Genomic DNA, 21,105 nt, shown 5'->3' with positions numbered 1-21,105 from the left:
TATACACATTTTACCATGTGTGTATCTCTAGGTTTTTTTAAAATATCCAGTTGAGCAAGAACGTTAAGATAATTGAAAGAACAATCGATATAAAAATGGAAGAGAAACAACCAAAAGGACAACCACAACCATAGTGATATCGTATTGTATTGTGATGTTCAGACATATCTCGATATTCTTGTTCTCTTTTAAAATAGTCATCATCTTTATATCTATTATCAGAAGGATCTAAAACTTCTACATCCTTATTGTCTTTATATTTCAAAGTGATTCCTCCTATCTAGTTAATTTTCAATTATAATTCATCATTTTTGAAAAACCTATAAAGTTAACTCTATTGCATTTACTATACCCTATTTTAAATATTTAACAGATTATTTAAAATAATAAGGGTTTTCGCTTGCTTTTTTATAACGACAATAGTAGTATTGCAATTGTAAAGAGGTTGAATTTTGTCCCACCCGGGACAAAAAAAGTCAAACCCCCTCTAACTCTCGATTACCTTTTGAGAAAAATAGGAGGAAGGTAGTAGTGAAAGACCTGATTAAACTACAACAAAAGTTGGTTCCTGACTTAGTTGATAAAATGTATCGACGTTTCTCTATCTTAACGACAATTTCAAATAATGAACCTGTTGGGCGTAGAAGTTTAAGCGAACATATGGATATTACAGAAAGAGTCCTAAGAACAGAAACAGACATATTAAAAAAGCAAAATCTTATACAAGTAAAATCAACTGGTATGGAAATCACCGAGGAAGGTACAAAAGTACTTAATCAATTAAGTGATTACTTTAAAGTGTATAAAGATGATAATCATTATGCTAAACATATTAAGTCCAACTTTGGAGTTAAAGAAGTATATGTCATACCTGGAAATGCTGACATGCATGAAGAAGTTAAGTCTGAGATGGGTAGACAAGCAGGTCATTTACTAGAAGATATATTGTATGAAGATGCAATTGTATCAGTGACAGGCGGATCAACAATGGCTAATGTTAGCCGAGCAATGCATTTATTACCATTTAATGTGTTTTTTGTTCCGGCACGTGGTGGTCTTGGTGAAAATATGGTTTATCAAGCAAATACAATTGCAGCAAGTATGGCACAACAAAGTGGTGGGTATTATACTACCCTATATGTACCAGATAATGTAAGCGAATCAACATATAATACATTACTGATGGAACCATCAGTTGTGCACACATTAGAAAAGATTAAACAAGCAAATATAACAATACACGGTATTGGTGATGCGCTGAAGATGGCGCATCGTAGACAATCATCTGATGAGGTGATTGAAAGACTTCAACATCATCAAGCCGTCGGAGAAGCTTTCGGATATTATTTTGACGCTCAAGGTCATGTAGTTCAAAAAGTAAAAACTATTGGATTACAACTTGAAGATTTAGAAAGCAAAGAATTTATATATGCTGTTGCTGGCGGCATGTCTAAGGGAGAAGCTATCAAAGCATATCTCAGTATTGCTCCCAAAAATACAATATTAATTACTGATGAAGCAGCAGCTAAAGTAATACTAAATAAGGAATAAAAAGTTATTTAACTTTTTAAATATCATTTTAAAGGAGGCCATTATAATGGCAGTAAAAGTAGCAATTAATGGTTTTGGTAGAATTGGTCGTTTAGCATTCAGAAGAATTCAAGACGTAGAAGGTATTGAAGTAGTTGCAGTAAACGACTTAACAGACGACGAAATGTTAGCTCATTTATTAAAATATGACACTATGCAAGGTCGCTTTAACGGAGACGTAGAAGTTGTTGAAGGTGGTTTCCGTGTAAATGGTAAAGAAGTTAAATCTTTTGAAGAACCAGATGCAAGTAAATTACCATGGGGCGATTTAGATATCGACGTAGTATTAGAATGTACTGGTTTCTATACAGAAAAAGAAAAAGCTGAAGCACACATTAATGCAGGAGCTAAAAAAGTATTAATTTCTGCTCCAGCTAAAGGTGATGTTAAAACTATCGTATTTAACACAAACCACAAAGATTTAGACGGATCTGAAACAGTAGTATCAGGTGCTTCATGTACTACAAACTCATTAGCACCAGTTGCTAAAGTTTTAAATGACGAATTTGGTATTGTTGAAGGTTTAATGACAACTATTCACGCTTACACTGGCGACCAAATGACTCAAGATGGTCCACACAAAAAAGGTGACAAACGTCGTGCACGTGCAGCAGCACAAAACATCGTACCTAACTCAACAGGTGCAGCTAAAGCTATCGGTAAAGTAATTCCTGAAATCGATGGTAAATTAGATGGTGGAGCACAACGTGTACCAGTAGCTACTGGTTCATTAACTGAAGTAACAGTTGTATTAGAAAAAGAAGTAACAGTTGAAGATGTTAACAAAGCAATGAAAAATGCTGCTGACGAATCATTCGGTTACACTGAAGATGAAATCGTATCATCAGATATTGTTGGTATGAACTTTGGTTCATTATTCGATGCAACTCAAACTCGTGTCATCTCAGTTGGCGACAAACAATTAGTTAAAGTAGCTGCTTGGTATGACAACGAAATGTCTTATACTTCTCAATTAGTACGTACTTTAGAATATTTAGCTGAATTAACTAAATAATTTCGTAGCCTAGTTTAATAAAAACTTGTGCTCAGTACACTTATATAAAATGTTGAATGAAGTTAGCTTATGAGTAAGCGGGGAGCACTAACGCTTCTCCGCTTATTTTTATATTAATAATTCCTATTTAAAGGAGGAAATTATAATGGCAAAAAAAATTGTTTCTGATTTAGACTTAAAAGGGAAAGTTGTACTTGAACGTGCTGATTTTAATGTACCTTTAAAAAACGGTGAAATTACAAATGATAACCGTATTGTTCAAGCTTTACCAACAATTAAATATATTTTAGAACAAGGCGGTAAATTAGTATTATTCTCTCATTTAGGTAAAGTTAAAGAAGAAAGTGATAAAAAAGAGTTAACTTTAAAACCAGTAGCGGATTCATTAACTGAAAAATTAGGCAAAGAAGTTGTGTTTATTCCAGAAACACGCGGTGAAAAATTAGAATCTGCAATTAAAAATTTAAATGAAGGCGATGTATTATTAGTTGAAAATACTCGTTTTGAAGATTTAGATGGTAAAAAAGAATCTAAAAATGATCCTGAATTAGGTAAGTATTGGGCATCATTAGGTGATGTGTTTGTAAATGATGCATTTGGTACTGCACACCGTGAACATGCTTCAAATGTTGGTATTTCTACTCATCTAGAAACAGCTGCAGGCTACCTAATGGAAAAAGAAATTAAATTTATCGGTGGTGTGGTAAATGATCCACATAAACCAGTTGTGGCTATTTTAGGTGGTGCTAAAGTATCTGACAAAATTGGTGTTATTAAAAATTTAGTGAATATCGCTGATAAAATCATTATTGGTGGCGGTATGGCATATACATTTTTAAAAGCACAAGGTAAAGAAATTGGTCTATCTTTATTAGAAGAAGATAAAATTGACTTTGCTAAAGAACTTTTAGAAAAAAATGGCGATCAAATTGTATTACCTGTTGATTGTAAAGTAGCTAAAGAATTTTCAAATGATGCTAAAATCACTGAAGTGTCTATTGATGAAATTCCAAGTGATCAAGAAGCAATGGATATTGGACCAAAAACAATCGAGTTATTTACTAAAGAATTACAAGGTGCTCACACAGTAGTATGGAACGGACCTATGGGTGTATTTGAATTTAGTAATTTTGCTAAAGGTACAATCGGTGTATGTAAAGCAATTGCTAACTTAGAAGATGCAATCACAATTATCGGCGGCGGTGATTCAGCAGCGGCTGCAATTTCACTAGGATTTGAAGATGATTTCACTCATATTTCAACTGGTGGCGGTGCTTCATTAGAATACCTTGAAGGTAAAGAATTACCTGGTATCAAAGCAATTAACGATAAATAATATTTATTTGAATAATAAAAATGTTTCTTTTATGATTTTCATGGGAAAACAATAAAAGAACGTAAATATTTATAATTAAGTTTAAATTTATTAATAATAGGAGTGTCAATAATGAGAAAACCAATCATAGCTGGTAACTGGAAAATGAATAAAACAGTTCAAGAAGCTAAAGACTTTGTAAACAATTTACCTACATTACCTGATGAAAAGGAAGTTGAATCAGTAATTTGTGCGCCAACAATTCAATTAGATGCATTAATCTCTCTAGTGAATGATGGCAAAGCAAAAGGATTAAAAATTGGTGCTCAAAACACTTATTTTGAAGATAATGGTGCATATACAGGAGAAACTTCTCCAGTAGCATTAGCTGATTTAGGTGTTAAATATGTCGTTATTGGACATTCAGAACGTCGTGAATTATTCCATGAAACAGATGAAGATGTAAATAAAAAAGCACATGCAGTATTTAATCATGGAATGACACCAATTATTTGTGTTGGTGAAACAGATGAAGAAAGAGAAAATGGCAAAGCTAACGAAGTAGTAAGCAACCAAGTAAAAGAAGCAGTAAAAGGCTTGTCAGAAGATCAACTTAAAGAAGTTGTTATTGCTTATGAACCAATTTGGGCAATCGGTACTGGTAAATCAGCTACTTCAGAAGATGCAAATGAAATGTGTGCACAAGTACGTAAAACAGTAGCAGACGTGTCTAGTCAAGATGTAGCTGATGCGACTCGTATTCAATATGGTGGTAGTGTGAAACCAAATAATGTTAAAGAATATATGGCTCAATCAGATATCGATGGTGCATTAGTTGGTGGCGCATCACTTAAAGTAGATGATTTTGTACAATTGTTAGAAGGTGCTAAATAATTATGGCTAAACAACCAACAGCATTAATTATTTTAGACGGTTTTGCTAACCGTGAAAGTGAACATGGTAATGCAGTAAAACAAGCGCATAAACCAAATTTTGATCGTTATTACAACAAATATCCTACGACTCAAATTGAAGCAAGTGGTTTAGATGTTGGTCTTCCTGAAGGTCAAATGGGTAACTCTGAAGTAGGTCATATGAATATAGGTGCAGGCCGTATTGTCTATCAAAGTTTAACTCGTATTAATAAATCCATTGAAGATGGTGATTTCTACGAAAATGAAGTGTTAGGTAAAGCAGCTCAACACGTTAAAGATCACGATTCAGCATTACATGTATTTGGTTTACTTTCAGATGGCGGTGTTCACAGTCATTACAAACATTTATTTGCATTATTAGAACTTGCTAAACAAAAAGGTTTAGATAAAGTGTATGTACATGCATTTTTAGATGGTCGTGATGTAGATCAAAAATCAGCAATTAAATATATTGAAGAAACAGAAGCTAAATTCAAAGAACTTGGTGTAGGTCAATTCGCATCAATTTCAGGTCGTTATTACGCAATGGACCGTGATAAACGTTGGGATCGTGAAGAAAAAGCTTATAATGCTATTCGCAATTTCGAAGGACCTTCTTATGCGAACGCTAAAGAAGGTGTAGAAGCGAATTATGCAAATGATGTTACAGATGAATTTGTTGAACCTTTCATAGTTGAAGGACAAAATGAAGGTGTTCAAGATGGTGATGCTGTTATCTTCTTCAATTTCCGTCCTGATAGAGCAGCACAATTATCTGAAATATTTACAAATAAAGCATTTGACGGCTTTAAAGTTGAGCGTGTAAATGATTTATTCTATGCAACGTTTACTAAATACAATGATAATGTTGATGCAGAAGTCGTATTTGAAAAAGTTGATTTAACGAATACAATTGGTGAAGTTGCTCAAAATAATAATTTAAAACAATTACGTATTGCAGAAACTGAAAAATACCCACATGTTACTTATTTCATGAGTGGGGGACGTAATGAAGAATTTGAAGGTGAACGTCGTCGCTTAATCGATTCACCTAAAGTTGCTACGTATGATTTAAAACCTGAAATGAGTGCATACGAAGTTAAAGATACATTGTTAGAAGAGTTAGACAAAGGTGATTTAGATTTAATTATTTTAAACTTTGCTAACCCTGACATGGTAGGTCATAGTGGTATGCTTGAACCAACTATCAAAGCAATTGAAGCAGTAGATGAATGTTTAGGTGAAGTGGTTGATAAAATTTTAGATATGAATGGCTATGCAATTATTACAGCTGACCATGGTAACTCAGATCAAGTTTTAACTGATGATGATCAACCTATGACTACTCATACTACAAACCCAGTTCCGGTAATTGTTACTAAAGAAGATGTAACATTACGTGAAACTGGTCGTTTAGGTGACTTAGCACCTACATTACTAGACTTATTAAATGTTGAACAACCGTCAGACATGACAGGTGAATCTTTAATTAAGCATTAGTAAAACTGTAAATGATAAGATGATTTAATATTATTCTTTAATATTAAGTCATCTTAGTATAAATATTTTATTAAATAACAAAAAATAGTTATAATAATTAAGGAATCTAAATTTAAAGGAGATTATTTATTATGCCAATTATTACAGATGTTTATGCTCGCGAAGTATTAGACTCACGTGGTAACCCAACAGTTGAAGTTGAAGTATTAACTGAAAGTGGTGCTTTTGGTCGTGCTTTAGTACCTTCAGGTGCTTCTACTGGTGAACACGAAGCAGTTGAATTACGTGATGGAGATAAATCACGTTATAGCGGTAAAGGCGTTACAAAAGCTGTTGAAAATGTAAACGAAATTATCGCTCCAGAAATCGTTGAAGGTGAATTTTCAGTTTTAGATCAAGTATCAATTGATAAAATGATGATTCAATTAGACGGAACACCTAACAAAGGTAAATTAGGTGCAAACGCTATTTTAGGTGTATCTATTGCCGTTGCACGCGCAGCAGCTGACTTATTAGGTCAACCATTATACAAATATTTCGGTGGATTTAACGGTAAACAATTACCAGTCCCAATGATGAATATTGTTAACGGTGGTTCTCACTCAGATGCACCAATTGCATTCCAAGAATTCATGATTTTACCAACTGGTGCTGAATCATTTAAAGAAGCATTACGTTGGGGTGCTGAAATTTTCCATAACTTAAAATCAATTTTAAGTGAACGTGGATTAGAAACTGCTGTAGGTGACGAAGGTGGTTTCGCTCCAAGATTTGACGGTACTGAAGATGCAGTTGAAACAATCATTAAAGCGATTGAAAAAGCTGGTTACAAACCAGGTGAAGATGTATTCTTAGGATTTGACTGTGCTTCATCTGAATTCTATGAAAATGATGTATATGACTACACTAAATTCGAAGGTGAACATGGTGCGAAACGTAGCGCAGCTGAACAAGTTGACTACTTAGAAGAATTAATTAGTAAATATCCAATCATTACAATTGAAGATGGTATGGATGAAAATGACTGGGACGGTTGGAAACAATTAACTGATCGTATCGGGGATAAAGTTCAATTAGTAGGTGACGATTTATTCGTAACTAATACTGAAATTCTTTCTAGAGGTATTGAACAAGGTATTGGTAACTCAATCTTAATCAAAGTAAACCAAATTGGTACATTAACTGAAACATTTGATGCTATTGAAATGGCTCAAAAAGCTGGTTACACTGCAGTAGTATCTCACCGTTCTGGTGAAACTGAAGATACAACAATTGCTGATATCGCAGTAGCAACAAATGCTGGTCAAATTAAAACTGGTTCATTATCAAGAACAGATCGTATTGCGAAATATAATCAATTACTACGTATTGAAGATGAATTATTTGAAACAGCAAAATTTGACGGAATTAAATCTTTCTACAATTTAGATAAATAATTTTAGCACTATACTAAAATCAATAGAGTTCACGCGTTTGCCTGTCATAGAGTTGAGACTATGACAGGCTTTTTTTAATATAAAACTTTAAATAATAGTATAGAAGTGTAAGATTTAACTTCATTGATGAAACTGATATAATAATCTTGTAATTGAAAGAAGGAGAATTGAAGATGGATCAACAACTTAATCAGTCAAATAAAAGAGAACGTATTACTGGTCAATTGATTGGATATAGTTCGCTTGTATTTTGTATATTATTAATTATCCATAATTTTATTGCTTTAGATGCTCGCACTGCTAAAACACTGTTAACACTAGCACATCAAAAAGCGTCAAGCAGTGCAGTAGATAATATTTTAAATAGTTTTAGATATACAGGTATTATGTATATTCTTGCATATTTAGCTGGAGTGATTGCTTTATGGAATCGACATAAATATCTTTGGTGGTTTATGTTTGCCGTATATGTATCAAATGTATTATTTACACTTGTCAACTTAACAATGGTGTTAAATGCTATTATTGAAACAAAATCGGTTTTATTTATTTTACCTATTTTAATCGTCGTGATTGGTTCAGCAATATTAGCCATATATATGTTAATTATTTCAATTGTACGTAAAAGTACATTTAATCGATAGTATTTGATAACTATATTAAGAATATGTTATAATTCGGAACGTATATAATGAACGGAGGACAATTTTCATGCATACATTATTTATGGTCTTATTAATTATTGATTGTATTGCATTAATTACTGTTGTATTACTCCAAGAAAGTAAAAGTAATGGACTTTCGGGTGCGATTAGCGGGGGCGCTGAACAGTTATTTGGTAAGCAAAAACAACGTGGCGTCGATTTATTCTTGCATAGATTAACAATTGTGTTAGCCATCATTTTCTTTTTAATAATGATTGGAATAAGTTATTTTGGTTTATAAGGTCCGACGATATCAATGTCGGGCTTTTTTATTTATAATAGAGTTAACACATTTTATAAAGAAATCATTATTTTAATATAATCATCAATGCATATTTTTAAGCTATTCAGGGAATAAAATAGATTGATTATATAATGAATGCAGTCTATTAGTACAAAATAAAAAAAGTAATCATATTATAATTTTTGTTAGAGAGGGATAAAAAATGCAAATTAAGTTACCTCAACCTTTCTTTTTCCAAGAAGGTAAAAGAGCAGTCTTACTCCTACATGGATTCACAGGTAATTCCTCAGATGTAAGACAACTTGGTAGATTTTTACAAAAAAAAGGTTATACTTCTTATGCGCCACAGTATGAAGGTCATGCTGCACCGCCAGAAGAAATATTAAAGTCTAGTCCATATGTATGGTTTAAAGATGTACTTGATGGCTATGATTATCTTGTAGAACAAGGTTATGAAGACATAGCGGTAGCTGGATTGTCATTAGGCGGCGTATTTGCATTGAAGTTAAGTTTAAACCGTCCTGTAAAAGGTATCATAACAATGTGTGCACCTGCCGAAGTAAAAACAGAAGGTACAATCTATGAAGGTTTTTTAGAATATGCACGTAATTTTAAAAAATACGAAGGTAAAGATCAAGCAACGATTGATAAAGAAATGGAAGATTTTCATCCTACTGAAACACTCAAAGAACTTAGTGATACGTTAAGTCGTGTGCGTAATGATGTAGATGAAGTCTTAGATCCCATTTTAGTAGTTCAAGCTGAAAAAGATGAAATGATTGATCCTCAGTCAGCAAATTATATATACGAAAATGTAGATTCAGATGAAAAACAAATTAAATGGTATGCAAATTCAGGACATGTCATTACAATTGATAAAGAAAAAGAGCAAGTGTTTGAAGATGTATATGCGTTTTTAGAAGGATTAGACTGGTCTGAATAAATCATAAAAATAATTGATTAAAGAAAGGAGGGGCATGATGAATTTAAAGCAATCCATTGAAGATATTGTAAAACAACCTGATTATGAACCGATGTCTGTATCAGACTTTCAAGATGCTTTAGGTCTTAGTAGTGCCGACTCATTTAGAGAATTAATAAAGGTGCTCGTTGAACTTGAACAAGCAGGATTGGTAGAGCGAACAAAGACAGATCGCTATCAACGTAAAGTATCAAATAAGAATTTAAGTTCAAAATTAATAAGAGGTACTTTAAGTCAAAATAAAAAAGGCTTTGCTTTTTTACGCCCAGAAAACGAAGAACTTGAAGATATTTTTATTCCACCAACAAAGATTAATCGTGCTTTAGATGGAGATACAGTAATAGTTGAATTACAAAAATCCAGAGGAGAGCATCGTGGAAAAGTTGAAGGTGAAGTAAAATCTATAGAAAAACACTCTGTCACACAAGTGGTAGGTACGTATAGTGAAGCAAAACATTTTGGTTTTGTCATTCCTGACGATAAACGTATTATGCAAGATATATTTATACCTAAAGGACAGAGTCTTGGAGCCGTAGATGGTCATAAAGTACTTGTCCAAATCACAAAATATGCTGATGGCACAGATAATCCAGAAGGACATGTGTCTGCTATTCTAGGTCATAAAAATGACCCAGGAGTAGATATTCTTTCAATTATTTATCAGCATGGAATTGAGATTGAATTTCCTGATGAGGTATTAAAAGAAGCGGAATCAGTCCCTGAAGAAATAAAACCTGAAGAAATTAAGGGACGAAGAGATTTAAGAAACGATCTTACAATTACAATAGATGGTGCAGATGCTAAAGATTTAGACGATGCAATTAGCGTTAAACGTCTAGATAATGGCCATACGGAATTGACAGTAAGTATTGCAGACGTAAGTTATTACGTAAAAGAAGGCTCTGCGCTAGATAAAGAAGCTTATGATAGAGCAACGAGTGTATATTTAGTAGACCGTGTTATTCCAATGATTCCACACCGTTTAAGTAATGGTATCTGTTCATTAAATCCTGAAGTAGATCGTTTAACGTTAAGTTGTCGTATGGAAATAAATGAGCGTGGCGAAGTGGTGAATCATGACATATTTGATAGTGTTATTCATTCAAACTATCGTATGACATATGATGCAGTGAATCAAATTATTACCGAAAAAAATACAGAAGTGCGTCAACAATACAGTGAAATTGTCCCAATGTTAGATTTAGCACAAGATTTATCTAATCGACTTATCCGTATGCGTAAACGTCGTGGTGAAATTGATTTTGATATTAATGAAGCAAAAGTGTTGGTCAATCAAGAAGGACTACCTACAGATGTAATAATGCGAGAACGTGGTGAAGGAGAGCGTTTAATTGAATCATTTATGTTAGCAGCCAATGAAACAGTTGCTGAACATTTTAACAAATTAGAAGTGCCATTTATTTATCGTGTTCATGAACAACCAAAATCAGATCGATTACGCCAGTTCTTCGACTTTATTACTAATTTTGGTATTATGGTTAAAGGCACAGGTGAAGATATTCATCCTTCAACATTACAATCTATCCAAGAAGAAGTTGAAGGTCGTTCTGAGCAAATGGTTATTTCAACAATGATGTTACGTTCGATGCAACAAGCACATTATGATGATACAAATTTAGGTCATTTCGGCTTGTCAGCAGAATATTATACACATTTTACTTCCCCGATTCGTCGTTATCCAGATTTAACTGTTCATCGCTTAATTCGTAAGTATCTTGTCGATCACTCTATGAATCATAAAGAGATGCATAAATGGGAAGAAACATTACCAGAATTAGCAGAACATACATCCCAACGTGAACGTCGCGCAATTGAAGCAGAGAGAGATACAGATGAGTTGAAGAAAGCAGAGTATATGATTCAACATATTGGTGATGAATTTGAAGGTATTGTAAGCTCTGTTGCCAATTTTGGTATGTTCGTTGAATTACCAAATACAATAGAAGGTATGGTTCATATTTCTAATATGACAGATGATTATTATCAATTTGATGAACGACAAATGGCGTTGATAGGTGAACGACATGCTAAAGTGTTTAGAATTGGTGATGAGGTAAAAGTTAAAGTTACTCATGTAGACGTAGATGAACGCATGATAGATTTCCAAATTGTTGGCATGCCATTACCTAAAAATGATAAATCACAGCGTCCTGCTCGTGGAAAAACGATTCAAGCTAAAACGCGTGGTAAATCTTTAGATAAATCCAAAGATAATCATCATAAAAACAAAAAGAAAAAACGTAAACAACGTAAGGGTAAAAATCAACGTCAACGTGATAAACAAAGCGCAACTAAGCATAAACCTTTTTATAAAGATAAAAATATTAAGAAAAAAGCGTGTCGTAAGAAAAAATAATCAGCAAAGAGGTGACATACATTAATGGCCAAGAAAAAAACAAAATCACCAGGTACGTTGGCTGAAAACCGTAAAGCAAGACATGATTATAATATTGAAGATACCATTGAAGCAGGTATTGCGCTTCAAGGTACAGAAATTAAATCGATTCGACGAGGTAGTGCGAACTTAAAAGATAGTTATGCACAAGTGAAGCGTGGAGAAATGTATATTAATAATATGCATATTGCTCCATACGAAGAAGGAAATCGTTTTAATCATGATCCATTACGATCAAGAAAGCTGTTATTGCATAAAAAAGAGATTATCAAACTCGGCGAACGTACAAGAGAAATTGGATATTCGATTATTCCTTTAAAATTGTATTTAAAACATGGACAATGTAAAGTTTTATTAGGCATAGCTCGTGGTAAAAAACTGCATGATAAACGTCAAGCATTGAAAGATAAAGCAATGAAACGAGATGTTGATCGTGCAATGAAAGCCCGTTATTAAGCATAATTGTTGCTTAATCGGGCTCTATTTGTTATGATAAGTAAAGTTGTTTAAATTAAACTGTATCTTATATTTTATTATATTGCGGGGGCGTTTTTGGATTCGACAGGGGTCCCCCGAGCTTATTAAGCGTGTCGGAGGGTTGTCTCCGTCATCAACACATTCGGTTAAATATAACTGACAAATCAAACAATAATTTAGCAGTAGCTGCGTAATAGCGCTCTGCATCGCCTAACAGCATTTCCTATGTGCTGTTAACGCGATTCAACCCTAATAGGATATGCTAAACACTGCCGTTTGAAGTCTGTTTAGATGAAATTTAATCAAACTAGCATATTGTTGGTTGTCTATTGCTTACCAATATGCGAAATGAATCAATAGACTACACACGTAGAAAGATTTGTATCAGGACCTCTGGACGCGGGTTCGAATCCCGCCGCCTCCATCTCATAGCTTGTAACCCTATTGGTTGCAAGCTTTTTATTTTTATTGCCCCAGTATAGCCCCAAATATGCCCAATAAAAATGCACCCTATAATTAAGATGCAATATTTTTGTATAAAACTATTTCATTTTTATCATTGTGAATTTCAAGGATAATATCATGAATTTTATCATCTTCACTATAAGTATCTTTCATTTCATTATATTTAAAATATTCTAACTGTCTATTTGTTGAGTGATCAATAATTATTATATCTTTTCTTAAATAGTCACATTTTATTTCATAATCTGTTTCATTTATAATATTCCAGTTAAAAATTTTCATTTCATCACCTCATAAATATTTTACAATTTCTTTTTGTGTACTAGGATATAAATGTCCGTAACGTGTACTTATTTCTTCAATAGATAATGTCCTAATCTTTGTGCAATAACCATTAAACTAGTACCGTGATTAATCAAAAGTGACCCATGACTATGACGGATTTCATGAATTACAATTCTAGGAAAATAATTAGTTTAGACGATGTGTTTATGTCGAAAAAGATTATTGTGCGTTGAGAAGAATTTTTAAAAAGGGGCTTTAAATATTTTGGAGTTTTTGTACGTTTGTAAAAAAATCATAGATATTCTAGTTGCTTTAGCAACAGTTTTTGAAGAAAAAACAGCTAAATTATTAGTTAAAATCACAAAGAAAGAGAAAAAATAGAATACGGCATTTATATCTAGAAATTTATTGTACATTGAGAAATATACTTAACTAAATTTGTAAATTAATGTCTACATAGCGTGAGCTATTAAGTAGACCATTTGATAATAATTGGGTTTGTTAAGAATTCTGAGATTCAATGTCAGTAAAGTAATTAGGAGGTTTGATTTATAAATGTATCGCTATGATATTACACATATTATTGCTCTGATTTTGAATATATTTTTTATAATATTTATGCCATTAACTTTTAAATATGGGAATGTATATATAACGATTATCTGGATAATACTTGGAGCGATAAATGCAATTTATATTTATCGTAAGAATACAAAAATGAAAAAAGATCAAAGCAACAAAAAATAGTTGAGATAAAGCAAATAATAGGTTTTGGTTAATCTAATTTTTTATTAGTTTTGGGAATTACATATAAAAGTAAGATACAAAGAATTATGCTTTGTATTATGATAGACCATAGTAATATATTTTCTCTCTTGATTATCAGAAAAAATATATCTAAAGCTATAGGGATTATAGAGAAGTAAAGACTATAACTGAAAAAATGTTTTATATACTTTCCACAAATGATTTGTCCTTTGTCCCAGTTATGTTGAGTTTTTATTGATTTTTTTGTTCTAAATCCGTAGAAGCGGTTTATCTTTTTAGGTGGGTTTTTAATAATTAAATTTCCTAGTAAAATCATAAAAATACTTGAAGGAAATAAAAGCATTTGATAACTTCCTTTTTCATGTTTTTGAAGAGCTTCTTTCTTAATATTATATAGAAATAATGCAAAGAAAAAAATAATGTAAGTATGATGTTAATAAATTAAAGAATGATGAATACTTTTGACTAACACCAGATATAAGTCAGTTAGTCTAGGACAAAATAGAAATAACGAACTTTTATGGTTGGTAAATCAACTGTGGTGATTAAATGTAATGAAATTTTATATTTACATTTATGTGATAAATCATTTCATCTCAAATATACAATGTTTTTAAATTTCTAAATTTCAATTGTTTATTGTAATAACATTAAAACGTTGATATATTAATGTTTGTAACGTTTTTTTTAATATATATTAGGGTAGTTTTAAAGAAAATAATTTATAATTTAATTGTTTGGAGAGAAGTAATGAACAATCAATCAAAATATTTTCATCATGTAGAACATAGGAAATTTCAAAGTAGTTCAAAAGCAACGCTTTGGTCTTCTTTGATTATTACGCTGATTTTTACAATTGTAGAGTTTGTAGGTGGATTATATGCTAATTCACTTGCTTTATTATCAGATTCATTTCATATGTTAAGTGATGTTTTGGCACTAGGATTGTCTATGCTTGCTATTTATTTTGCAAGTAAGCCTCCAACGAAACATTATACGTATGGATTTTTAAGATTAGAAATTATTGTAGCTTTCTTAAATGGTTTAGCATTAATTGTTATTTCGTTAGGTATTATGTACGAAGGCATTTTGAGAATCATACATCCTGAACCGGTAGCAAGTGGTATCATGATATTTGTAGCTGTATTAGGTCTTATTATAAATATCATTTTAACACTTATTTTATTTAGATCTTTAAGAAAAGAAGATAATGTCAATATTCAAAGTGCATTATGGCATTTTTTCGGAGATTTATTAAATTCAATTGGCGTTATCGTAGCAGTAGTACTTATTCATTTTACTGGATGGGCAATTATTGACCCAATCATTAGTATCATCATTTCTCTTATCATTTTAAATGGTGGTTATAAAATAATTAAAAATGCTTGGAAAGTATTAATGGAGCGTATTCCAGGTGGATATGATTCAGATGAAATTATTAATGCAATGAAAAGCGTTGAAGGCGTTATAGATGTGCATGAGTTTCATTTATGGAGCATCACTACAAACCATAGTTCATTGAGTGCTCATGTTGTTTTAAGTGATGAATATACTAAATGGCCGTATTCAACGGTTAATAAAGTTTCTGAATTGTTGAAAGAAAAATATAATTTAGAACATGTTACACTACAAATTGAAAATATTCATCTTAACCATTTAGACGAAGATTACTTTAAACAATACGAAGAATGATAATTAAATAGGAGTAGAAGCGACGGATAGTAAGAGCGCTTCTACTCCTTATTTTTAGTTTTTATTTATTTTTTTACTATCTACGCGTTCAGAATTGCCTTTAGATTTGTGTGCTTTTGGATTATTCTTTTTATGTGCACTTTCATTTACATCTTTGACTGTATCATTACTATGACTACATGCACCTAATATTAGAAAGCTTGAAAGCGTTAGTAAGGCTAATTTTTTCATTGTCTCATCCCTTTGTTTTAAGTCGTATCATATTTTAGTATGGCATATTAAATGTAATATTCAATAAATATTTATAAATTTTAAAATGATGTCAAAAATAAAAGATAGAGCCTCAAAGCTCTACCTTTTTTATTATTAATTGTTTATTTGATTTATATGATTATTCGTATTATTACTTTGTGTATTTTGAGTTGTATTTGATGTGCTATTTTGATTTACATTATTAGTGTTGTCTTTTGTTGTATTAGATTCATTTGTATGATTATATTGAGTACTATTTTGACTATTCTGGTTGTGAGTAGAATGTGTTTGTTTTGAATCATTATTTGCTGAATTCGTCTGATATTGAGATGTGTCTTGTTGTTGTGTTGAAGGTTCTTGCTGTCGTTGTGTAGAATTTTGATTATTTGTAGTCGCATTATTTTGTTCAGTAGTTGAGTTTTCTTGTTGTATTGATTGTTGTGTAGTTCGTGATTCTGATGACTGAATTGAATTTTCTTCTGTGGCGGATGTGTTTTCTTGAGTGGAAGGAGTATCCTGAATAGACTCATGTGATGTATCCTTATTATTTTTCTTAGAATTATTTTCTTTTTTATTGTTATTTTCTTTATTTGTTTTATTATCTTTAGGCTTTTCTTTTTTTATAGGAGTGATGTCACTTTTAGAGGGATTATTACTCTCAATGACTTTATGAATACCCAGTGCAAGCATACTTAATAAGATAATAATAATAGCCATAGCAAGCATTTTTAAGTAATTTTTATTTTTAAAAATAGCAATAATACCAAAAATAATGACTATACAAGCGATTAAAAATAAAGTAATGCCTAGATAGAATATAATTTTATCCATAACTGACCTCCATCATTACAATATGTCAATCAAATTTCACTATAAATATTACATAATAAATATTAATATTTATTTAACATTTTATTATTTTTTTAAAACAATTTAGTTGATAAAATTATTAATATAATAGTGTTATTCATTCGATTTATTGTAAATATTAATTTCTTCATTTTTAAAATTGATTGAAACATATAAATGTTCATCATATGTATTAATAGGAAGAGAGGGTGTATTCAGTTTAAACTCTGATAGAATTTTAAATGAACCATTATTTAAAGGTTCAACTATTGATACATCATTTTCGTTTTGTTGTATAAGTAGATTTCTATTCGTCATATTATTAATTTTCCAATGATTCATGTAAACTCACCTCTATTAAAAATAAAAAGCCTGAAACATACTCAATACATATGTGCAGGCTTTAAAAGTTATATTCATAATTAAATAAATATATTTATTTAAGACTTTTAAGCAAACATCCTAGAATAGGAATAACTAGAAAAAATTAGATATTCTTAATTAAAGCTTTGTTCAATTTCCGTAAAAGCTTTATTTGTAACTTTAATATTATCAATTCTATCAGACATAATATTTCCATCTAGATAGCCATGATCAATAAGAACTTTGCAATTTTCTAAGAAATCACTATACTTTCTATCGCAAAAATAATCATCTTGAGCTGTAATACTATCTTTAAAATTATTTGCTTCTTCCTCTGTTTGTCCACTATTTGAACGTTCCATATATAGCTTATAAAATTTTGCTACTGTATATTTTTGTTCGTTAGTTAATTCGTCCATAGAAACGCCTCCTAAACTCATTACTTATATATACCCAATTTAATTTAATTAAAAAACTAAAAAAACGATATTACATTTATTGAGCTTTTTTAATACCTTGATCTACTGCTTCGGCAAATCTATAAAATGTTCTCGTATAATTTTTGGGGGATCGTCTATTATTTTTATCCAAGTTGTTATGTTTAAAAAACAAAGCTCGTTGGCGAGTCGTCAATTCTAGTTGCACTCCTGTATCTTTTTTATCTCTATTAATAATATTATTATTGGAAAGGGCCTCAATTCCTTTAGGCGTTTTTTGTACTGTAAATCCATGATCAGTTAATGAATGACGTAATGTTTGAACCAATTTTTTATCTTGACCACCTACGTAAACAATGGGTTCATCGCCTGCATATCCGTGAATAGATACTGTTTTTGACGAATGGTTGAGCATATCTAATAATTGAGGTTCATCAAAAACAGTAGAAGTAATATGTAGTTGAGCATTATTATCTGAACGTAGACCTTCAAATGAATAAAAATTATATTGACCAATATTTGAAATACGACGAGCGAGTTCAGTGGTTCCAGGTTCAATACTTCCACCATGAATCGCTGTAATTAAGGTATCGCTGTGCTTACGGTGTTTTGTGATTATTTTCCAATCTTTATTTTTTGTTGTATGTTGTTTTAAATCATTAAAGTTAGCATAGTAATCTAAAGATTGATTTTGTTTTAAATCAAAATGTTTATAAAAGTAAAGAAAGAAAAGAATAAATAATATAATAATAAGAGTTAAAAAGATGTAATAAAAAAATCGATAATTTAATTTTTTGTTTTTCATAAAAATAAGTTGTTCCTTTAAATATCATTTCTTAGTATAGAAAAGTATAGCGTAACGCCATAGTCTTTAACTATTAGTATGTTTTTACAAGCTTAAGGCGATAGTCATTATTAAAATTATCAACTAAAGCATATGGAGAGATAATCAGTAAACCATGATCATTTATCGTATCTTTACTTACACCGTATTTATATGCTTGATAAATAATTTTAGTACAATATGTAAAGCGTTCACTTTTTAAATTAAGTGTAACTAAATAAGTTTTATCACTATTTTTATAATGAGCTTTTGCCCAATCAGCTGCTTTTTGACCTGCATTAGGATATTCACAACGATATATTTTAATCCAATCATTTTTTTTAACGCCAAATCGCTGTTTAAATGATTCGAAAGATTCAGTAATAGGCTTATCGCCAGGTCCTTCAATTTGTAAAACAGTATCATGATCTAAAGCAATACTTGAATGTCCAAAGAAACCAAATAATACCGGACCTTTTGTAAGAATAATGTCACCAGGTTGTAATTTGAAATCATTTCCTTTTCCTGAAGATGAAGAAGTGGAACTTATAGATGCATAAGTATGAGAAGGGAACGCGAAAAATAGTAATGAAGTGAAAATAACAAATATAATACGCTTCAATTGAATAGTCTTCAATTTATATCTCCTTAATTGTTTTATAGAGGAATATATAAAAAAGAACAAAATAAGATTGTATTTTGTTCTTTTAAACTCTATTTATAAAATACCAAATATTAGTACATATATCAGTAAAGCAAAACCAAAAATATAAAAGATGACTGTAAAGCCTAAATATGATTCTTTACGTTCTTCTTTTTTAGATTTTAGCAATAACCCTAATATAATTGAAGCAGCGACAACAAATATAATACCCAGCCAAAGTAAAATCGTTAAATGTGTACTCATTTGTAAACCTCCCACATTTTAATTAAAAAAAGTTATATATCAGTGGATATATATAATATAAAAAAATGATTAGATTAGTTAAAAAAATTATTTCGCTTATAAGGTTTTTATCCAAGATAGCGGCAATTAAACTGAATGAAATAGTGAGACCACATATGATTAAACCAGGTATGAGCCAGAAATAATCATCTAACTTAGGAAAATAGGTGACAGTAATATTAAAACCTAGAAATAAAAAGGTAATCATAATATTAATCCAAAATAATTTATTAATATTCATAGGTAGTGTCACCTCTATAACAATGATGTCTTTTTTATCATCATATCACTTCTTTAAAAGAAAGGTAAAACTTTAATCCTTATTAAAAGAATGACTTCGTAAATTTACATAAAAAAAACTGGCGATTAAACTAAAATGTACTCATCGGCAGTCATAAATATGTATGATTAACTAATAAACTATCAATTAAAAGGGGAAATCAAAAAAGTAAATAAAAGAGTATAAAGATTCGAAAAATCGTCACATTTACAGAAAATTAATATTCGCATAGAATGTTTTTAGTGAATAATTAGAAATAAAGTGTTTTAATTATTTTAATAAAATCAATTAAAACATTACAACTTTTATAAAAAATATGACTTACTGATGTGATTATATATAAATAAACATCATTCATTTAGAAACAATAAGATGATAGGAGATACTGAAATGTTGTAATGTGAGGAGGAAAAAAATGACATTTTATGATTTTGTTATTGGATTTATTAATGATGATACACCACTAGGAAGTTTAGCAAACTACATTGTAAATGATCATAAATTTCCCAAAAACGAACGCAATAATAAAGAAATTAGAGCATATGTGATGTCAAATTACGTTGATCACCAACTAATTGAAAGCGCTAATCGAGCAATGAGTCTCTATAAATTAATTTGAATTAGGATAGTACCAATTTTGTTGCTTTAGCGCATTCCATATATCTTTAGTTTTAAAGTTTAATTCATTATCTCTAATTGAAAAAGGTTCTATAATTTCTCTATCTAACCACGAATGAATAAGTTCACTAGGAACTCCATCAAGTAACATTTCTGATTTACTTATTACAAAACATTCCCAATCTAATGAGAGCTTATTAGGATTGACATAATTGTATTGATGATGATCATTCATAATGAACGCTCCTTTATTTGTAAAACTTATAATTCATTATACCCGTCACAATGAGAACCAAACGTGTATTAATTAATTTTTTACCTTTATTTATTTTTAAGTATAAAAAAATTAAGATATACTATGTATGGATTATAAAGTGGTGTAAAAGAAAGTTGCCTATATTATTTAAAAAATATATTGAGGTGAATGTAATGAGTAAAATACTCTATTTAATGAGACATGGACAAACTATGTTTAATTTAAGAGGGAAAGTACAAGGTGCAAGTGATTCTCCACTTACTAAATTAGGAATATCTCAAGCGAAGCAAGCAGGTCATTACTTTAAACACAATCATATTACTTTTGACGAAGCATATTCATCTAGTTCGGAACGGGCATGTGATACGTTAGAAAATGTTTTACCTGAACAAGCATATCAACGTAATAAAGGACTAAAAGAATGGAGTTTTGGGCTATTTGAAGGGGATAGTGTTCAATTATTGGATGCAGTTTGGGA

Annotated in this window: 26 protein-coding genes, 1 other RNA gene and 1 pseudogene; 15 read left to right on the top strand and 13 right to left on the bottom strand. The window is 30.8% G+C overall.

From position 1 onward, the window contains the following. Positions 1–37: 37 nt before the first annotated feature. Positions 38–265 carry a hypothetical protein gene (locus tag HMPREF3131_RS09755; RefSeq protein ID WP_049382072.1) on the bottom strand — a complete coding sequence of 76 codons (228 nt, stop codon included), beginning with the start codon at positions 263–265 and terminating at the stop codon, positions 38–40. A gap of 266 nt (positions 266–531) precedes the next feature. On the opposite strand from HMPREF3131_RS09755, the gene HMPREF3131_RS09750 reads away from it, so the two are divergent. The 12 genes from HMPREF3131_RS09750 to ssrA all read left to right on the top strand — a co-directional run bounded on the left by HMPREF3131_RS09750 (position 532) and on the right by ssrA (position 13,020). Continuing rightward, the gene (locus HMPREF3131_RS09750; protein ID WP_048683224.1) at positions 532–1,551 is read left to right on the top strand and encodes a sugar-binding transcriptional regulator; all 1,020 of its coding nucleotides are present in this window, start codon (positions 532–534) and stop codon (positions 1,549–1,551) included. A 46-nt stretch (positions 1,552–1,597) separates the two neighbouring features. After that, on the top strand, positions 1,598–2,605 hold the full coding sequence (gap, locus tag HMPREF3131_RS09745) for a type I glyceraldehyde-3-phosphate dehydrogenase (RefSeq protein ID WP_017175906.1): 1,008 nt from the start codon (positions 1,598–1,600) through the stop codon (positions 2,603–2,605). 145 nt (positions 2,606–2,750) lie between these two features. Next, on the top strand, positions 2,751–3,941 hold the full coding sequence (pgk, locus tag HMPREF3131_RS09740) for a phosphoglycerate kinase (RefSeq protein ID WP_017175905.1): 1,191 nt from the start codon (positions 2,751–2,753) through the stop codon (positions 3,939–3,941). Between the two features lie 111 nt (positions 3,942–4,052). Next, positions 4,053–4,814, top strand: a complete 762-nt coding sequence (gene tpiA / locus HMPREF3131_RS09735; protein WP_017175904.1) for a triose-phosphate isomerase — start codon at positions 4,053–4,055, stop codon at positions 4,812–4,814. Positions 4,815–4,816: 2 nt separating this feature from the next. Further along, entirely contained in the window at positions 4,817–6,334 is a 1,518-nt protein-coding gene (gpmI, locus tag HMPREF3131_RS09730; RefSeq protein ID WP_048683222.1) for a 2,3-bisphosphoglycerate-independent phosphoglycerate mutase, read from the top strand. Positions 6,335–6,465: 131 nt separating this feature from the next. Further along, positions 6,466–7,770, top strand: a complete 1,305-nt coding sequence (gene eno / locus HMPREF3131_RS09725; protein WP_017175902.1) for a surface-displayed alpha-enolase — start codon at positions 6,466–6,468, stop codon at positions 7,768–7,770. Between the two features lie 173 nt (positions 7,771–7,943). Next, positions 7,944–8,414 (top strand): hypothetical protein, encoded by a 471-nt coding sequence (locus tag HMPREF3131_RS09720; protein ID WP_017175901.1) that lies wholly within the window; start codon positions 7,944–7,946, stop codon positions 8,412–8,414. A gap of 67 nt (positions 8,415–8,481) precedes the next feature. Next, positions 8,482–8,715: a preprotein translocase subunit SecG gene (gene secG / locus HMPREF3131_RS09715; protein WP_002448159.1), complete on the top strand. Its 234-nt coding sequence runs from the start codon at positions 8,482–8,484 to the stop codon at positions 8,713–8,715. 205 nt (positions 8,716–8,920) lie between these two features. Further along, positions 8,921–9,661 carry an alpha/beta hydrolase gene (locus HMPREF3131_RS09710; protein WP_017175900.1) on the top strand — a complete coding sequence of 247 codons (741 nt, stop codon included), beginning with the start codon at positions 8,921–8,923 and terminating at the stop codon, positions 9,659–9,661. A gap of 37 nt (positions 9,662–9,698) precedes the next feature. Further along, a complete protein-coding gene (gene rnr / locus HMPREF3131_RS09705) occupies positions 9,699–12,077 on the top strand; it encodes a ribonuclease R (RefSeq protein WP_017175899.1) in 2,379 nt (792 codons plus the stop codon). Positions 12,078–12,101: 24 nt separating this feature from the next. Beyond that, a complete protein-coding gene (gene smpB, locus HMPREF3131_RS09700; RefSeq protein ID WP_017175898.1) occupies positions 12,102–12,572 on the top strand; it encodes an SsrA-binding protein SmpB in 471 nt (156 codons plus the stop codon). Positions 12,573–12,658: 86 nt separating this feature from the next. Next, positions 12,659–13,020, top strand: a transfer-messenger RNA (tmRNA) gene (gene ssrA, locus HMPREF3131_RS09695). A gap of 89 nt (positions 13,021–13,109) precedes the next feature. Here ssrA and HMPREF3131_RS09690 read toward each other — a convergent pair. The 3 genes and pseudogenes from HMPREF3131_RS09690 to HMPREF3131_RS09680 form a co-directional block, all read right to left on the bottom strand. Next, positions 13,110–13,340 carry a hypothetical protein gene (locus HMPREF3131_RS09690; RefSeq protein WP_017175897.1) on the bottom strand — a complete coding sequence of 77 codons (231 nt, stop codon included), beginning with the start codon at positions 13,338–13,340 and terminating at the stop codon, positions 13,110–13,112. A 9-nt stretch (positions 13,341–13,349) separates the two neighbouring features. Continuing rightward, positions 13,350–13,525: pseudogene (locus HMPREF3131_RS11220) on the bottom strand (tyrosine-type recombinase/integrase); the annotation flags it as partial. 593 nt (positions 13,526–14,118) lie between these two features. After that, positions 14,119–14,427 (bottom strand): SdpI family protein, encoded by a 309-nt coding sequence (locus HMPREF3131_RS09680; protein WP_228451885.1) that lies wholly within the window; start codon positions 14,425–14,427, stop codon positions 14,119–14,121. A 434-nt stretch (positions 14,428–14,861) separates the two neighbouring features. On the opposite strand from HMPREF3131_RS09680, the gene HMPREF3131_RS09675 reads away from it, so the two are divergent. Further along, entirely contained in the window at positions 14,862–15,803 is a 942-nt protein-coding gene (locus HMPREF3131_RS09675; protein WP_070436757.1) for a cation diffusion facilitator family transporter, read from the top strand. A gap of 54 nt (positions 15,804–15,857) precedes the next feature. Here the strand turns inward: HMPREF3131_RS09675 and HMPREF3131_RS11375 are convergent, their stop codons facing one another. The 8 genes from HMPREF3131_RS11375 to tsaA all read right to left on the bottom strand — a co-directional run bounded on the left by HMPREF3131_RS11375 (position 15,858) and on the right by tsaA (position 19,714). Then, on the bottom strand, positions 15,858–16,034 hold the full coding sequence (locus HMPREF3131_RS11375) for a hypothetical protein (RefSeq protein ID WP_002448052.1): 177 nt from the start codon (positions 16,032–16,034) through the stop codon (positions 15,858–15,860). A gap of 135 nt (positions 16,035–16,169) precedes the next feature. Beyond that, the gene (locus tag HMPREF3131_RS09670) at positions 16,170–16,886 is read right to left on the bottom strand and encodes a hypothetical protein (RefSeq protein WP_070436754.1); all 717 of its coding nucleotides are present in this window, start codon (positions 16,884–16,886) and stop codon (positions 16,170–16,172) included. Positions 16,887–17,018: 132 nt separating this feature from the next. Next, positions 17,019–17,246: a hypothetical protein gene (locus HMPREF3131_RS09665; RefSeq protein WP_049335109.1), complete on the bottom strand. Its 228-nt coding sequence runs from the start codon at positions 17,244–17,246 to the stop codon at positions 17,019–17,021. Between the two features lie 155 nt (positions 17,247–17,401). Next, the gene (locus HMPREF3131_RS09660) at positions 17,402–17,686 is read right to left on the bottom strand and encodes a hypothetical protein (RefSeq protein WP_017175890.1); all 285 of its coding nucleotides are present in this window, start codon (positions 17,684–17,686) and stop codon (positions 17,402–17,404) included. Between the two features lie 76 nt (positions 17,687–17,762). Continuing rightward, positions 17,763–18,509 (bottom strand): poly-gamma-glutamate hydrolase family protein, encoded by a 747-nt coding sequence (locus tag HMPREF3131_RS09655; RefSeq protein WP_049379259.1) that lies wholly within the window; start codon positions 18,507–18,509, stop codon positions 17,763–17,765. A 73-nt stretch (positions 18,510–18,582) separates the two neighbouring features. Next, positions 18,583–19,149 carry a lipoprotein N-acylation protein LnsA gene (gene lnsA / locus HMPREF3131_RS09650; RefSeq protein ID WP_371089541.1) on the bottom strand — a complete coding sequence of 189 codons (567 nt, stop codon included), beginning with the start codon at positions 19,147–19,149 and terminating at the stop codon, positions 18,583–18,585. Between the two features lie 96 nt (positions 19,150–19,245). After that, entirely contained in the window at positions 19,246–19,434 is a 189-nt protein-coding gene (tsaT, locus tag HMPREF3131_RS09645; protein WP_017175887.1) for a type II toxin-antitoxin system toxin TsaT, read from the bottom strand. A gap of 22 nt (positions 19,435–19,456) precedes the next feature. Next, entirely contained in the window at positions 19,457–19,714 is a 258-nt protein-coding gene (tsaA, locus tag HMPREF3131_RS11590; RefSeq protein ID WP_070436752.1) for a type II toxin-antitoxin system antitoxin TsaA, read from the bottom strand. Positions 19,715–20,168: 454 nt separating this feature from the next. On the opposite strand from tsaA, the gene HMPREF3131_RS09635 reads away from it, so the two are divergent. Beyond that, entirely contained in the window at positions 20,169–20,372 is a 204-nt protein-coding gene (locus tag HMPREF3131_RS09635) for a sterile alpha motif-like domain-containing protein (RefSeq protein ID WP_002448195.1), read from the top strand. On the opposite strand, the gene HMPREF3131_RS09630 is transcribed toward HMPREF3131_RS09635, so the two are convergent. After that, complete coding sequence (locus tag HMPREF3131_RS09630; RefSeq protein ID WP_002448133.1) at positions 20,364–20,606, bottom strand: hypothetical protein; 243 nt, start codon at positions 20,604–20,606, stop codon at positions 20,364–20,366. The genes HMPREF3131_RS09635 and HMPREF3131_RS09630 overlap by 9 nt on opposite strands. 194 nt (positions 20,607–20,800) lie before the next feature. Between HMPREF3131_RS09630 and HMPREF3131_RS09625 the strand changes: the two genes are divergently transcribed. Continuing rightward, positions 20,801–21,105, top strand: a 305-nt coding sequence (locus tag HMPREF3131_RS09625; protein WP_141738206.1) for a histidine phosphatase family protein, incomplete at its 3' end; no start/stop codon positions are given.

Origin of the sequence: Staphylococcus sp. HMSC14C01 (assembly GCF_001808085.1) — a bacterium.
GTDB classification, from domain to species: domain Bacteria; phylum Bacillota; class Bacilli; order Staphylococcales; family Staphylococcaceae; genus Staphylococcus; species Staphylococcus hominis.
The sequence above is the reverse complement of the archived record's forward strand: the minus strand, read 5'-3'. Positions and strand labels throughout refer to the sequence as shown.